This window comes from Candidatus Pelagibacter ubique HTCC1062 (genome assembly GCF_000012345.1).
In the GTDB taxonomy this organism is placed as follows: Bacteria; Pseudomonadota; Alphaproteobacteria; order Pelagibacterales; family Pelagibacteraceae; genus Pelagibacter; species Pelagibacter ubiqueversans.
In genome coordinates, this window is the sequence record NC_007205.1 from 1,124,135 (window position 1) to 1,139,054 (window position 14,920).

A 14,920-nucleotide genomic window follows, 5' to 3' on the forward strand; every position below is an offset into this window, starting at 1 on the left:
CATATATTTTCTTAAATATTAAATCTGTCTTTAATTGCATAAAACCACACCGCTAATCTAAAATAAAACGTTCTTAATTTAGGGAAGATAAACTTCTTAGGTAATCCTTTATAAATTTTTGAAATATCCAGTTCTTTACTGTTTGATAATACTAACTTAGACAATTGTTTTCCAGTCCAAGGAGCAGCACTCACTCCAACCCCATTATAGCCAAATCCATAATAAATCTCTTCATTATCAATTTTACCAATAGAGGGAGTTAATTTTTGAGATAAAGCAATTAATCCCCGCCAATTATAATCAATATTAATGTCTTTCCATTTAGGAAAAATATCTTTTAAAAACTTTTCCATTTTCTTAGACATATTTAAATTAGATTGATCACTGCCACTTAAATCCCCTCTGGTACCAAATAAAATTCGGTTGTCAGGTAACTTTCGATAATAATATAAAAGATTTTTAGTATTAGCTATTGGTGAAAATGTTTTAAAATTATGTTGGTCAATTTCTTGCTCTGTTAAGGCTCTGGTGACAATAATATTTGAAATTACTGGTAAAATTCTTGAATTCATCTCTGGGATTAAACCTTCTTGGTAGAACCCATTTGTTGCAACAACTATTTTTTTTGATCGAATAGATCCTTCTTTCGTCCTTAAAATATAAGCACCATTCTCTTTATCAATTTTATCCACTTTAGTGTGCTCGAAGATTTTTAATTGTTTAGATAAGGCATATTTTGCAATGCCATTAACAAATTTAAGAGGATTGATTGCAAAACCAGGTTTATAAGAAAAAGCTCCAAATTGCTCTGTACCCCCATGGCCAATTTTATCAAAGTCTTCTTTTGAATAAATTTCAGTTTCAATACCAAACTCTTCTCTGTAAGCTGTAGCTTGTTCTTGAATATCTTTAAACTTATTTGGATGATGGGCAACTACGTAATTACTATCCCCCGTTACATCACAATCAATATTATATTCTTGTATAATATCTTTTGTATAATTTGAGCCTTCAACAGAGTTTTTAAAGAACTTTTTAGTTTCATCATTGCCGTAAATAGATTGCATCTTTTTAAAAGACATCTTACTTGGCGGTAGAGAACAGAAACCTGCATTACGAGATGAAGCCCCCCAACCTATTTTTCCAGCTTCAACTAAAATGACCTCTAAATTATGATTTTCTATTAAATTAATTGCACAGGATAAACCAGTGTACCCTCCACCTATTACAACAATTTCTGAGCTGACATCTTTATTAAGTTTATCTAGATTTAAATTTTCGCTTGAATGATCTTCCCAATAACTACTAACTGGGGTGTTAAATTGATAAATATCAGAATGATAAATATTTTTCATTAACAAGACCCTAGCACGCAATTTATACTTAATTCTAGTCAAACTTCTAATTTTTTAGGATTTGAAATGAACTTAAAAGACTTAAGCCCTATTTTTCATAGGGCTTGAGTTAATTAGTTAAGCAGCACTTACTCTTTGCTCTATGTGCTCTTCATTATAAGAGTTTGAAGAAACCTTTTGAAACAATTTAATAGGAACTCCTTTTGATAAAATATCTAATACCGGGCAATGTGTATTTACCGTATCAATCAATTTATCTATTTCTGCTTTTGGTGATGAAGATTTAATGTCAACAGTTCCAGAGATGGATTGAAAGCCAGGTCTAGTGTTTTTATTTAAAGCTAAAAAACCCTGAAGATCTAATTCACCTTTTAATTTAACACTAACACTCTCAATATTAATACCCGCTGCTGTAGCAAATGCTTTATAGGTTATCTCCTGACACGTTGCTAACGCTGCTAATATTAACTCTACTGGGCTGGGTCCCTCATCTTTTCCACCAAAACTTTTGGGTTCATCAACAACTAATTTATGTTCTCTAAGAGTGACTACAGATTGAAGTCCTTCCTTAAGAATTGAATTGCTTTCATATTGGACCACAGCATTTTTTGGGTTAGCTGTAAAATCCTTCTGTAGATTACTTATTGTTTCTTTTAGATTGTTACTCATTTTTTTTCTCCTGTTTTAGTGCTTCGACATATGTCAGGCGCACAATTTAGTTAAATGCCCTTCTTAATTTATTTACGCTTTGTCTCCATATTCAGTCATATGTTTTGGAATTCTTTTATTTTTTCCATACATAAAATGATTTTCCATGTTCTCTCGATATTTACTTGCTGGAACAGTTAAACCAATTGATTCAGCAACTTCCCTAATCAACATTGGGTTTGCTCCACAACATACTCCAAGATAATTAATGCCTAGGGCATAAGCGTCTTTTGCAAATTTACCTATTTCATATCTATTACAAAAATGTGGGTCCAATGCTGTTGGAAACGTTCTTCCATGAGGCGATGGACATGCACAATTACTTCTGTCCGGTAGGTTAAAAAATGTTGGGTAATCTTCACTGGTTCTATAAGGAATAGGTAAAGCTCCAACATGGCATTTAACTGCTTTTCTAATTTCTTTTAAAAAAGGAAACATAGTAGCAGGTCCTCTAAAACAATTTAAACCTACAACATCGGCCCCTAATTGCTCTAGCTCTTTACAAGTATCAACAACTGATTTTCCATCTCTCATTTTATTTTCACCCATTGGGGATATGGTTAATACAGTTGGTAAACCTGTTTTTTTCATTATCTCTAAAGCTTTAAAAGCTTCTTCAGCATAATAAAAAGTTTCACCAATTAACATATCAGCACCTTCTTCAACGGCCCAACCAATCATCTCTGTAAACATTCCTTCAACTTCTTTTTGAGATTGTGGATCATTATGTTTCCAGATATTTGAATTTGAAATATTACCTGCCATCAAATTTGGTTTTGATCCTTTAGGAGTATCTAGTGCTACTTTTTTAGCAATTTTTAATGCTGAACGATTTAGTGGTTCGAGAAGTTCTTCCTTACCAATAACACGCATTTTTTCTCTGTGTCCATTATAAGTAAAGGCCTCAACTACATCAGATCCTGCGTGTTGAAATTCTCTATGTAAGTTCTCTAAAACTTCAGGATGATCTAATGACACCATTGGGACAAATTCCCCTGATGACATGTAGCCACGTCTTTCTATCTCAAATAAAAAACCTTCTGCGCATATAACCGGTCCTTTATCTAATCTTTCTTTTAATTTATTTGTGCTCATTTTTTTTCCTCTTGTTTTGGAGAAAAAAGGTCACAAAATAATAAGAGGTTATATTCATAGGCCTCTTTTCTCCTTTTTAGTGCTTAAGCAAATGCAGGGCGCACAATATGGTTCAACTGCCCGGCTTAATTTTATGAAAGATAAAAAAAAACCACCTGTCTAAAGCGGTGGTTGAAGCGTCGCTTTAGCAGGATTTGTAACGCGCTCTGCAATTTAACTTAAATCAGCGCAACTAAATATAATCAACTTTCTCTCAAACTGTCAATTGAAAAAATAAATAATAGTTAAAATTATGAGAATAATGACAATCCAAATACTAAGATTAGTTAAGAATTGCTTTAATTTAGAGTTAGATTGTAGAAAAGCTGGGAGTACTAATAAGAGTATCCCTAGCATATAAACAAAGGGTATTATCTGATCTGCCATTTATATCGATGATAGCTTCATCTTTTTGGAATACTTTTTCTGAGGTGAATTTTTTATAACTGCTTGAGCACAACGCATGACCCCTCTTTTTTTATCAAAAGTCATTTTAGGTTCACCATACAATTTCCATCCATTGGATATGGCCTCCGTTACACGATGGCAAAATTCTGAAGTGTCGTCACTTGTAATAAATCTATAACCTTTCATAATCAGACCTTAACAAGTCCTAAATCATGTGTCTATGTTCAGTTTATTATTATTATTTTAAGTCTTTATGCTTCTACAATCATTACTAATTTAATGAATAGCCAGCTGATCTTACGGTTCTAATTAATTCTTTAAATCCATCAATATTAATACTTTGTCTAAGTCTTCTTATATGAACATCAACTGTTCTTGTTTCAACATTGATATTATCAGACCAAACATTCTCTAGAATTTGATCTCTTGAGTAAACACGTTTAGGGTTTTTAATAAAAAAATTGATTAAATCATATTCCTTGGGTCCCAAATGAATTTCTTTGTTTTTTCTAAAAACACGTCGTGTTAATCTATCCACCTTAAGGTCTTCGAATTCAACAATATCAGAAACTAATGAGGGCTTAGATCTTCGAAGTAGCGCTTTTATTCTTGCAAGTAATTCTGGGAAACTAAAGGGTTTGGTGATGTAATCATCTGCACCAGAGTTTAACCCTTTAATCTTATCTTCATCCTCACCCTTAGCAGTAAGCATTATGATTGGAATTTCTTTAAATTTTTTTTCTTTTTTTAAAATTTTACAAATTTCTACGCCAGAAAAATCAGGTAACATCCAGTCTAATAAAACAAGATCAGGAAATAATTTTTTAATATCTTCAATACCCTCATTGCCATTGTCTGATGATGAAACTTTATAACCTTCTTTTTCAAGGTTATATTTAACTAAAGTGATAATGGGTTGTTCGTCTTCTACAATATGAATGCTAACGCTCATTAGTTTGGATCAAAATCTTTACCTTTAGGTCTTGCTCCTTCAATATGCTCTCCCTCGATTAGATAAAATAAAGCTTCAGCGATATTAGTAATATGATCTCCTGCTCTTTCAATATTTTTAGTCACAAACAATAAGTGTGTTGCTAGATCTAAATTTTTTTTATCTTTGCTTAAGAAATTTGCAACTTCGTTCATTGCGATATGTGTTAAATCATCTACTCTCTCATCTGATTTCCAAATTTTAACAGCAGCTTCTTTTGACTGGTTAAGATAAGCATCCAAAACATCTTTCAATTGTCTTTGAACTAACTCCCCTAATCTTTTTAAACTGGCAATTAACTCTTCTGGAAGATCGCGTGGTAAAGGTTTGATCTTTTTAGCAACACTTTTTGCTAAATCACCAATACGTTCAAGATCACTTGAAATTTTTAAAGTTGAAATAGTTAATCTTAAATCAATTGCCATCGGGGCTCTTTTAACGAGTACTGTTACAATCTGCTCTTCAATAGTTGCTCTTAACTCATTAATTTTTTCATCATTTTTAATAATGTTTTCAGCAGCTTCTTTATCAACTTTGATGATGGCCTCCATTGAGTCTGTCAACTGAGCTTCAACTAAGCTACCCATTTTAATTAAGTTATCATTTAAACTTTGTAATTCATCCTCGTAGGATTTAACAATATGTGTAATATCTGACATGATTAACCAAACCTCCCTGTAATATAATCCTGGGTCATTTTATTTCCAGGGTTTTTAAATATTTTCTCTGTTGTATCCACTTCAATTATTTTTCCTAAATGGAAAAAGCCAGTTCTTTGAGAAACTCTTACAGCTTGGGACATTGAATGAGTAACAATGACTATTGTATAACTTTTTTTAAGTTCATCAATTAATTCTTCAATTTTAGCAGTGGCAATAGGGTCTAGTGCCGAACACGGTTCATCCATTAAAATAACTTGAGGATTTACTGATATGGCTCTTGCAATACATAATCTTTGCTGCTGACCTCCAGATAAACCTGTGCCTGCTTCATTTAACCTGTCTTTAACTTCGTTCCATAAAGCTGCTTTTTTTAAACTATTCTCAACAATTTCATCCATATCTGTTTTATTTTCTGTTAAACCATGAATGGTTGGTCCATAAGAAATATTATCATAAATACTTTTTGGAAAAGGATTGGGTTTTTGAAAAACCATACCAATTTTCTCTCGAAGTCCTACAACATCCAGATTTTTGTCAATGATCTCTTCATCATCTATTGTAATTGATCCTTCAACTTTACAAATATCAATAACATCATTCATTCTGTTTATGCATCTTATGAAGGTTGATTTTCCACATCCAGAAGGACCGATTAAAGCTGTAACTTCTTTGTCATAGATATCCAAATCTACATCAAAGAGTGCTTGTTTTTCTCCATAATGCACATTTAAATTACTGCTTTTAATTTTTATTTTATTATTTTTCATTACCACTTCCTTTCAAATTTTTGTCGTAAGTAAACTGCTATAAAATTTAATGTAATTAAAAAACTTAAAAGAACCATAATAGTTGCTGATGTTTTTTCTACAAACCCTCTTTCTGCTTGTTCAGACCATAAATAAACCTGTACTGGCAACGAAGCTGATGGATCCGTTGGAATAGATGGAATATCGACCACAAAAGCAACCATGCCAATCAATATTAAGGGCGCTGTTTCCCCAAGCGCTTGGGCCAAACCAATAATAGTTCCTGACAAAGTGCCTGGAATTGCTAAAGGCAGAACATGATGCGTAACTGATTGAACTTTAGATGCGCCAATTGCAAGCGCTCCTTCTCTAATTGAAGGAGGTACTGCTTTTAAGGAAGCTCTACATGGAATAATAATTCTTGGTAAAGTCATTAAGGCTAAAGTAATTCCTGCAACTAATGGAGTTGATCTTGGTAGATGAAAGGTCCCAAGCAAAATACCCAAACCTAATAATCCAAATACAATGGAAGGTACTGCTGCTAAATTATTTATATTAATTTCTATAAAATCAGTAATTTTATTTTTAGGAGCAAATTCCTCTAAATAAACTGAAGCTGCAATAGCGATTGGAAAAGATAATAATAAAGTAATTACAATGGTAAAAAATGAACCCACTAAGGCTCCACCAATTCCTGCAAGTTCAGGGTTTCTTGAATCTCCTTTAGTAAACAAATATGAGTTAAATATTTTATTAACTTTTCCTTCATTAACTAATTCGTCATAAAGATTTAATTGAAAATTATTAATCCGTCTTCGCTCTTCTGGAAGTTCTCTAGGGTAATTACCTTTATGCAATTGATCAAAATCATCTGATGCAGTTAGTTTTAATACAGTGGTTTGATTTAAAGCTTTTGGATTATCAAGTAAAAAGTTTCTTATTTCATATTCATAATCAGGACTAAATAAATTAATTAATAACTTTTCTTCAGTTAAACCATTAACTTTTTTTACTTTAAGAATACTATCAATTGCTAGTTCATAGTAATCTGTATTTTCTAAATCTTCGAGTGGAGGCGATTCACTTAATTCTAAAGTGTCAGCATCAAAATTTACCTCAACATCGATAGTTGTTTTTAAAAATGCGCCACTGCCTTTTGAAAAGATAGCATTTAATAAAAAGATTACAAAAAAAATTGCCAGTAAAATAGAAGTTAATCCATAGAGCTTAAATCTTTTTTCAGCATTATGTCGTTTTTTTAATCGTTGCTCTTTATTCATATTTTTCTCTATATTTTTTAACAAATCTTAAGGCTATGTAGTTTAAAATTAATGTTGCAAAGAAAAGTGTTAAGCCCAATGCAAAAGCAGATTGTGTTTTTGGACTATCGAACTCCTGATCGCCAATTAATAACATTACAATTTGAGTGGTGATGGTAGTGGTAGACTCAAGTGGATTAATGGTTAGATTTGCGGCTAAACCAGCAGCCATTACCACAATCATTGTTTCACCAATGGCTCTTGATACAGCTAATAACACCGAGCCCACAATCCCTGGTAATGCAGCAGGAATTACAACATTTTTAATAGTTTCTGATTTGGTTGCTCCAATTGCATAAGATCCATCTCTTAAAGATTGAGGGACTGCATTAATCACGTCATCAGATAATGAAGACACATAAGGAATAATCATAACCCCCATTACCAATCCTGCAGCAAGAGCACTTTCAGAAGATACCTCTAAATTTAACTTTTCACCTAATTCTCTAAAAAAGGGGCCGACAGTAAGCGCTGCAAAAAAACCATATACAACTGTTGGAATTCCAGCCAGGATTTCAATAATTGGTTTAGAATATTTTCTAACTTTAGAACTTGCGTACTCTGCCATATAAATTCCAGAAAATAATCCAATAGGAACAGCTACAAGCATTGCAATCAGAGCTATAAATGCTGTACCAGCAAATAAAGGAACAGAACCAAAAGCACCTTTTAAATTTTCATATTCTAAAGCTGTAATTGCTGAGGCATCACTAACGAAAGCTCTTTGAGGACTCCAATTCATTCCAAACAAAAAATCAAAAATATTAATTGCTGAAAAAAATTTTAAACTTTCAAATAAAAGAGAGAAAATAATTCCCATTGTTGTTAATATAGCAACTAGAGAACATACAAAAAGTAACCCTGTTAAAATTTTTTCAACATCATGTCTTGCTTTATTGTTTTTTGAAATTCTAAAAATCCCATATGAGATAGCAGCAATAAAAGTTGATAATAATAAAACAATTTTAGAATTTTGAGCAATTGTTTGTAAATTTTCATAATTCTTAACACCTATTTTAATTTCTTCAGTTAAGGTTCCTGAAAAATTACCCTCATAAAGTGATCTAATTTTTTGATAAAGTAAATTAAGTTGGTCCCCCGAATAATTTAAATCGTTTTGAATTAAAGTTTGTGAGATCAAATATTTAATAATCGCTGGTTCAAATATAGACCAAAATAATAATATAATTAATGCTGGTAACGCGCACCATAAAGCTAGATAATAACCATAATAATTTGGTAGAGCGTTAATCTTTATAGATTGTGTTGATGTAATTTTTCTTATTCTAGAGCGACCATATAAAAATGATAGATAGCTAAATATTGTAACTAATAATAAAATTATAATATTCATGAGCTTATGTATTACAGTTTTAATGTTACAGATTTGTTACAATTTTAAACTACAAATTGTACTAATAAAAAAGGCCAGAAGTTTATTCTGGCCTTGATTGTGTTTGAGGAATTTAAATTACTTGATGCTAATAGTGTTTAATTCGACCGCTGCAGTTCTTACAACATCATATTTTGCTTTAGCTAAAGGTACTAAACCGATCTCAGCTAAGTAACCTCTTGGTCCCATTGCTTTTTTTGACGTAAAATCTTTAATAAATGCGTCAATTCCAGGAACTACTCCAATATGTGCTTTTTTTACATAAAAGAATAAAGGTCTAGCTATTGGATATGAGTAATCTTGAATACCTTCAAGACTAGGTTTAACTCCTTCTATAGCTGCAGCTTTCACCTTGTCTTTATTGCCAACTAAATAGCTATAACCAAAAAAGCCGTATGCGTCAGGATTTGATGCTAGTTTTTGAACAATTAGAGTATCGTTTTCACCCGCTTCTACTGCATAACCGTCTTCACGGATTTTAGTACATTCACTACTAGCTTTGTCACCAAAAAGTGCTTTTGCCTCTTTAGAACAACCTTTGCTCATTACTAAAGAATTCCATGCATCTCTTGTACCTGATGTTGGTGGGGCAATAAGAATTTCAATCTTTTTAGAAGGAAGTGATGGATCAATGTCGCTCCATTGTTTATATGGATTAGCAACCAATTTACCATCTACATCTACTTCATTTGCTAGTGCTCTCCAAAGTTGTTCTTTAGTAAAATTTGAATCTGGAGAATCTACTGCGTGAGCTAAAGAAATACCGTCATTTCCTACAATAATTTCTATAATTTCAGTTACACCATTTTTTTCACATAATGCTTTTTCTTTAGATTTTATAGCTCTTGATGCATTAGTAATATCTGGGTGATCAGTGCCAACACCAGCACAAAATAATTTCATACCCCCACCCGTTCCAGTGCTTTCAATTACGGGCGTTTTAAATTTTCCTGTTTTACCAAAATTTTCAGCAACAACAGTTGCATATGGATAAACAGTTGATGACCCCACTATCCGGATTTGATCTCTTGCTTGAACATTTGACGCAAATAGCATCACCGTCAAGATTGATAAAATAATTTTAACATTTTTCATTTTTATTTTTCCTTTGTTTATTTATATTTAATTCTTATAAAATTTCTTTGTTTCAATTTTATTACAAGTTTATGAAACTTTTATGACAAAGAATATTTTATTATCTTCTAAAATTTTATACTTTTGGAAATTCAATGGTAAATTCAGTACCTTTTCCTTCAGTACTGATAATATCCATAGTTGCACGGTGTTGATTTACTATATGTTTAACAATAGCCAAACCTAAACCAGTACCCCCTGCATCTTTGCTTCTTGCAGGATCTACTCTGAAAAAACGCTCAGTGATTCGGGATAAATATTTTTTAGGAATTCCAACCCCTTGGTCTTTAATAGAAAACAAAATAGTGTCCATTTTCTTAACCAAGGAAATTTTAATGACAGTATCACTATCGCTATACTTGCAAGCATTATCAATTAAATTAGTAAAAATTTCTATTAATCTATTTCTATCTCCAGAAATTTTATAAGTATCATCTGTAATATTGTTTTCTATTTTTATCTTTTTTTTCTTAACAAGCTCTGAATTCAATTTAATCACGTGAGTTATTATTTCTTTTAAATCTAACTCAGTGGTGGGTCTAATATGTTCTTGTAATTCGATTTTTGACAATGAAAGTAAATCATTAATCAAATTTTCCATACGCTCCGTTTGTTGCATCATAATGGGTAAAAATTTCTTTTGCATTTCAAAATCATTTGAAGCATGACCATCATTTATTGTCTCTAATCCTAACTTAATTGACTGTAAGGGTGTTCTTAACTCATGAGAAACATTAGCAACAAAATCTGATTTAAATTGTTGTGTCTTATATATTTCAGTTAAATCTTTTAAAAATATTATTACAGAATGTTCATCTTCAGATTCATTTAAAGAATCTGGGATAATATTTACATTATAGAATTGAAAAATAGGAAGTTTAATTTCTACATCTAAAACTTGTGAACTTTTATCCTGAATTGCAAGATCAATACTTTCTAATAAATTAGCATCTCTTAAAATTAATGAAATATTTTTACCAATAATATCATTACCAAATCTAGCAACAGCGCTTTTATTTGCAAAAAAAACATTTTTAAATTTATCAAGGATAATTACTTGATCCATCATCTCATCAAGAAATATCATTTTTTGATCTTTTATTTTAATATCAGAGCTCATAATTTTAAAACCAGAGGTAGTATTATAACTCTAAAAATAAATTTGTAATTAATAATTAATTATATAGAAAGTTTTAATGACTCTTACATTGTTTTATACAATCGTCGGCTTTGCTTTAGCGGGGTACAGTGTTATTGCAAATGACTCAATTCAAACATTGGGAACTTTTATCGCGTCAAAACAAAAATGGTTTAAATGGTACACTCTTGCTAGTGCAGCATCATTTGTAATGATACTTGCTATTACTTGGGGTTGGTACAGTAATAATGGAGATATCTCTTACGGTAGATTAACAAGAATACCTTTCCAAGAGATACAATGGTATCACGCTGTGGCACCAGGAATACTTCTTGTATTAACAAGAGTTGGAATACCTGTTTCAACAACCTTCTTAGTTTTATCAGCTTTTGCATCAACGGTAGTACTTGAAAAGATGCTTATGAAAAGTGTTGTCGGCTATGGTCTTGCTGCAGCTGCTGCTTATATTTGCTGGATCGTTATCTCTAAATTTATTAATGAAAAATTAGATGAAGTTAATGACAAATGGATTTCCTTTTGGCGTAACTCTGTTTGGATAACTTCAGGCTGGTTATGGTGGGTTTGGTTATCTCATGATGTAGCAAACATTGCTGTATACCTTCCAAGACAATTAGATGTTGCTCTTTTATTAGTTGTTCTGGGTTACTTTACAGCACTACTTTTTTATATCTTCTACATTCATGGAGGGGCTATTCAAAAGGTTGTCTTAGAGAAAACTGGAACAAGATATGCAAGATCAGCAACTATAATCAATATTATTTATGCAGCTGTACTTTACTACTTTAAAGAGCTTAATGATTTACCCATGTCAACAACCTGGGTATTTGTTGGTCTATTATGTGGAAGAGAGTTAGCAATCGCATCAATGAATAAAGACTATAAGTTCAAATATGTGTTTCCACTAATTGGTAAAGACTTTCTTAAAATGATATTCGGATTAAGTGTGTCAGTTGGAATTGTACTTGCAATTCACTACATCATAATTCCAAATAATTGGTTTTAAGTATTAATTATTTAAGCTTAAACCTTGAGCACAAAAACTTAAAGATAAAGTAATTAAATTTCCCAAGACCGTAGGAATTTGGTTCTATTTTTTTAGTCTTTAATTTTTTAGCTTTTTTCTTCTTCATAGCCAATATGGTTTTGTGTTTCGTTTGAATGTTTCAGGTTATAACAATCTGTGCAAAGTAAGATCACCTCTGGTCCTGAGCTTACTTGTGTTAAGATGGCTGTATCATCTCCACACTCACTGCACCCTGATAAACGTTTTTTCATTTATGTTTTTTGCGGGTAATTTCATTAATTCTATCAATATAATTTTTTATCTCAGGGCTATCTTGAGTTTTATTATCTTGCTTAGGGTTTTTCTTCCTTTGGTAATAATAATAGATAGGCATAACAACAGATAAGGCAACAATAATAATTGCTAATATAATTTCAGAAGTTGTAACCATTTAATATTTAATGACAGGCTTGATTGAATTTTTTAAGTCTCCAATAATTATAAGGCCAGGGTGTTAAAAATCCCGCAGTTAACATAATAGGTACCACCCACCAAGTTAGCATCGCTCCACCGGTTAAAAAATAATCTGTAGCGTTCATAGAAATTTCCATACTAACCATTGAGATGAAACTCATTCCACAGGCGGTCTTTAAAGCATTAATTAATTTAAAATTTTGTCTCATTAAAATAAAAGTTTCAAGCATAATGCTGGTTAATAAACCATTTATGATTGCTAAAGTCATAATACCTAATACTGGAAAAGGAATTTTACTTAACTGAAAAAATAGTATGGTTCCAAAGTCACCAATTGCACAACCGATAACACACCACATCGTATTCTTAGCACTTTTTCTCCACGTGTGTTTACACGACCAATGAAATGTGTCTGTTGCCATTTAATTTATTTACTTAAATTTATTTGATGTTTGTAATAATCATCTGGCCAAAAACTTTTAATGTAGGCTAAAACTGAATCTATATCTTTGTCATTTAATTTATCTCCAAAGGCACCCATTTTTCCTTCATAGTCACTAATTATTCCAACTAAACCATATTTAATAATTTTATGTAATGTCTCATCATCATGGTGCCAAGTGTGACCTGTACCATTTAAAGGCGGCGCTTTTCTATGGCCGTCTTCATCAACACCCTTCCAATTTTCAGCACCTGACAAATTAACTTGATGACAGCTTACACAATTATTTTGGTAGGCAATTTTACCTCTAGCAATCATTAATTGAGAATCTCTTGTGATTGGATAATGATTATCAGAATAAGAAATGCTACTTAATGATATAAGTAGAGTTGAAATTAGAAGTATTTTTTTCATAACTTATAAATTTATATATTAAAAATTGTTAGATTAATCTTATATTTTTTTAAGATTGTTTGATTATAGTCCTTAATAATGAACAATTTTTTCTTATTTATTGTCACACTTTTTTGCTGGTCCCCTACTTGGTATGTCATCAAGTTTCAATTGGGTTACGTTGATCCATTAGTATCCGTGTTTTATAGATTTTTGATAGCTGCAATAGTTATTTTTGTTTATTTAATTTATAAGAAGAAAAATCTTAAGTTTTCTTTAAATCAGCATCTTTGGTTTTTACTCTTTGGTGTTTGTCTCTACTCACTAAACTATGTTTTCTTTTATCTATCAAATACTTACTTAATAAGCGCATTTCCAGCAGTTGTCTTTTCAACAGTAGTTATTATGAATATTTTAGGAGAAGGCTTTTATTTTAAAAAGAAACCTTCTTTAAAAACTTTACTTGGTGCAACTATTGGGATGATTGGAATTATAATCATTTTCAATGATGAGATTTTCAATTTCAGCTTTGCTAATGGAACCCATGTTGGATTATTTTTAGCCTTACTTGGTACATTTAGTGCATCAACAGGTAACATGGTTCACCAAAGAAACTTAAATAATAACTTCTCATTAATACCAACACTTGCGTATTCAATGCTTTATGGATCATTAGTTACTCTATTAATCACTCAGATAAAAGGCACTGAATTATTATTTGAATATAGCTTCAGTTACATCGCATCCCTTGCTTATCTATCTATTATTGGCTCGATATTTGCTTTTATCTTTTACTTAAGATTATTAGAAAAAGTTGGAGCTGGTCGAGCGGGTTATGTAGGAGTTGTAATGCCTGTACTTGCTTTATTAATCTCAACAATATTTGAAAACTTAGAATGGCAACAAGATTTAATAATAGGTTTACCTATTTTAATAATTGGAGCAGTGCTCGTTATTAATCAAAAAATTAAACCAATAAAATAATTCTTAAGAATTTTTTATTTATTACATTTACCAATGGAACCTAGTAAACATTTAGTTCCATCAATCCAAACTGCGTTATTAAGATTAGCGCCTTCAAAGTTAGCATTTAAAATATTAGCACCCGTTAAATCTGCTTCAAAAAGATTACTGTTAGTAAAGTTAGTCTCAATTAATGAAGCTCCTTTAAAGTTTACTCTTGTTAAATTAGCACTTGAAAAGTTAGCTTTTTCAAAGATACCCCCTTCAAGATTTGCTTCATATAAATTCGTTCTAATAAAAGAAGATTCTACAAAATTACCATTAGCTAATGTTGCATTCATCATTACCCCTTTATCAAAGGTAACTTTAATAAAACTAATAAAAGATAGATTAGAGTTTGGTATATAGGCTCTACTTAGATCTTGGCCTTCTGAGAATTGACAATTAGAATAATCCACTCCATCAACTGGTGCATCATCACAACCTGCTTTAGCACCATTAGATAACCATAAACTTAGAACTAAAATGGCAAAAAGCTTGCTTATAAAGCCTGCTCTTATTAATTTTATCATGACAAATGCTAACAAATCATAGATTGAGAGTCTTCTATTAATTTAATTATAGGTAAAATTAAGC

General features: G+C 31.3%; 17 protein-coding genes and 2 riboswitches. Of the genes, 2 read left to right on the forward strand and 15 right to left on the reverse strand.

The features are described from left to right. Positions 1 to 11: 11 nt before the first annotated feature. From SAR11_RS05880 to SAR11_RS05930, 11 genes are all read right to left on the reverse strand, one after another. Positions 12 to 1,355, reverse strand: coding sequence for an NAD(P)/FAD-dependent oxidoreductase (locus SAR11_RS05880; protein WP_011282187.1), 1,344 nt, complete (start codon positions 1,353 to 1,355; stop codon positions 12 to 14). Positions 1,356 to 1,472: 117 nt separating this feature from the next. Next, positions 1,473 to 2,024 (reverse strand): OsmC family protein, encoded by a 552-nt coding sequence (locus SAR11_RS05885; protein WP_011282188.1) that lies wholly within the window; start codon positions 2,022 to 2,024, stop codon positions 1,473 to 1,475. Between the two features lie 4 nt (positions 2,025 to 2,028). Further along, positions 2,029 to 2,093, reverse strand: a riboswitch (SAM riboswitch). A 3-nt stretch (positions 2,094 to 2,096) separates the two neighbouring features. Continuing rightward, a complete protein-coding gene (locus tag SAR11_RS05890; protein ID WP_011282189.1) occupies positions 2,097 to 3,158 on the reverse strand; it encodes a homocysteine S-methyltransferase family protein in 1,062 nt (353 codons plus the stop codon). Between the two features lie 66 nt (positions 3,159 to 3,224). Next, positions 3,225 to 3,289: riboswitch (SAM riboswitch) on the reverse strand. A 295-nt stretch (positions 3,290 to 3,584) separates the two neighbouring features. Then, a complete protein-coding gene (locus SAR11_RS05895; RefSeq protein WP_006996714.1) occupies positions 3,585 to 3,791 on the reverse strand; it encodes a DUF1737 domain-containing protein in 207 nt (68 codons plus the stop codon). A gap of 85 nt (positions 3,792 to 3,876) precedes the next feature. After that, on the reverse strand, positions 3,877 to 4,557 hold the full coding sequence (gene phoB / locus SAR11_RS05900; RefSeq protein WP_011282191.1) for a phosphate regulon transcriptional regulator PhoB: 681 nt from the start codon (positions 4,555 to 4,557) through the stop codon (positions 3,877 to 3,879). Further along, positions 4,557 to 5,255: a phosphate signaling complex protein PhoU gene (gene phoU / locus SAR11_RS05905; protein ID WP_011282192.1), complete on the reverse strand. Its 699-nt coding sequence runs from the start codon at positions 5,253 to 5,255 to the stop codon at positions 4,557 to 4,559. Before phoU ends, phoB begins: the two co-directional genes overlap by 1 nt. 2 nt (positions 5,256 to 5,257) lie before the next feature. After that, positions 5,258 to 6,025 (reverse strand): phosphate ABC transporter ATP-binding protein PstB, encoded by a 768-nt coding sequence (gene pstB, locus SAR11_RS05910; RefSeq protein WP_011282193.1) that lies wholly within the window; start codon positions 6,023 to 6,025, stop codon positions 5,258 to 5,260. Beyond that, positions 6,025 to 7,284 carry a phosphate ABC transporter permease PstA gene (gene pstA / locus SAR11_RS05915; RefSeq protein ID WP_011282194.1) on the reverse strand — a complete coding sequence of 420 codons (1,260 nt, stop codon included), beginning with the start codon at positions 7,282 to 7,284 and terminating at the stop codon, positions 6,025 to 6,027. The genes pstB and pstA overlap by 1 nt, the downstream gene beginning before the upstream one ends. Then, the gene (gene pstC, locus SAR11_RS05920; protein WP_011282195.1) at positions 7,277 to 8,677 is read right to left on the reverse strand and encodes a phosphate ABC transporter permease subunit PstC; all 1,401 of its coding nucleotides are present in this window, start codon (positions 8,675 to 8,677) and stop codon (positions 7,277 to 7,279) included. Before pstC ends, pstA begins: the two co-directional genes overlap by 8 nt. Before the next feature lie 117 nt (positions 8,678 to 8,794). Then, positions 8,795 to 9,811, reverse strand: a complete 1,017-nt coding sequence (locus SAR11_RS05925; protein WP_011282196.1) for a substrate-binding domain-containing protein — start codon at positions 9,809 to 9,811, stop codon at positions 8,795 to 8,797. A 115-nt stretch (positions 9,812 to 9,926) separates the two neighbouring features. After that, positions 9,927 to 10,970 (reverse strand): ATP-binding protein, encoded by a 1,044-nt coding sequence (locus tag SAR11_RS05930; protein WP_011282197.1) that lies wholly within the window; start codon positions 10,968 to 10,970, stop codon positions 9,927 to 9,929. A 76-nt stretch (positions 10,971 to 11,046) separates the two neighbouring features. Between SAR11_RS05930 and SAR11_RS05935 the strand changes: the two genes are divergently transcribed. Further along, positions 11,047 to 12,012, forward strand: coding sequence for a hypothetical protein (locus SAR11_RS05935; protein ID WP_011282198.1), 966 nt, complete (start codon positions 11,047 to 11,049; stop codon positions 12,010 to 12,012). 268 nt (positions 12,013 to 12,280) lie between these two features. Here SAR11_RS05935 and SAR11_RS05940 read toward each other — a convergent pair whose 3' ends face one another. Genes SAR11_RS05940 through SAR11_RS05950 form a run of 3 tightly spaced genes read right to left on the reverse strand, consistent with a single transcriptional unit; the run spans position 12,281 to position 13,342 of the window. Continuing rightward, a complete protein-coding gene (locus SAR11_RS05940; protein ID WP_011282199.1) occupies positions 12,281 to 12,463 on the reverse strand; it encodes a hypothetical protein in 183 nt (60 codons plus the stop codon). Between the two features lie 7 nt (positions 12,464 to 12,470). Further along, positions 12,471 to 12,908 carry a DUF4396 domain-containing protein gene (locus SAR11_RS05945; RefSeq protein ID WP_018414244.1) on the reverse strand — a complete coding sequence of 146 codons (438 nt, stop codon included), beginning with the start codon at positions 12,906 to 12,908 and terminating at the stop codon, positions 12,471 to 12,473. Between the two features lie 5 nt (positions 12,909 to 12,913). Beyond that, on the reverse strand, positions 12,914 to 13,342 hold the full coding sequence (locus SAR11_RS05950; protein ID WP_011282201.1) for a c-type cytochrome: 429 nt from the start codon (positions 13,340 to 13,342) through the stop codon (positions 12,914 to 12,916). A 78-nt stretch (positions 13,343 to 13,420) separates the two neighbouring features. On the opposite strand from SAR11_RS05950, the gene SAR11_RS05955 reads away from it, so the two are divergent. Continuing rightward, positions 13,421 to 14,305 (forward strand): DMT family transporter, encoded by an 885-nt coding sequence (locus SAR11_RS05955; protein ID WP_011282202.1) that lies wholly within the window; start codon positions 13,421 to 13,423, stop codon positions 14,303 to 14,305. Between the two features lie 14 nt (positions 14,306 to 14,319). On the opposite strand, the gene SAR11_RS05960 is transcribed toward SAR11_RS05955, so the two are convergent. Next, positions 14,320 to 14,856 carry a pentapeptide repeat-containing protein gene (locus SAR11_RS05960; RefSeq protein WP_011282203.1) on the reverse strand — a complete coding sequence of 179 codons (537 nt, stop codon included), beginning with the start codon at positions 14,854 to 14,856 and terminating at the stop codon, positions 14,320 to 14,322. Positions 14,857 to 14,920: the final 64 nt, after the last annotated feature.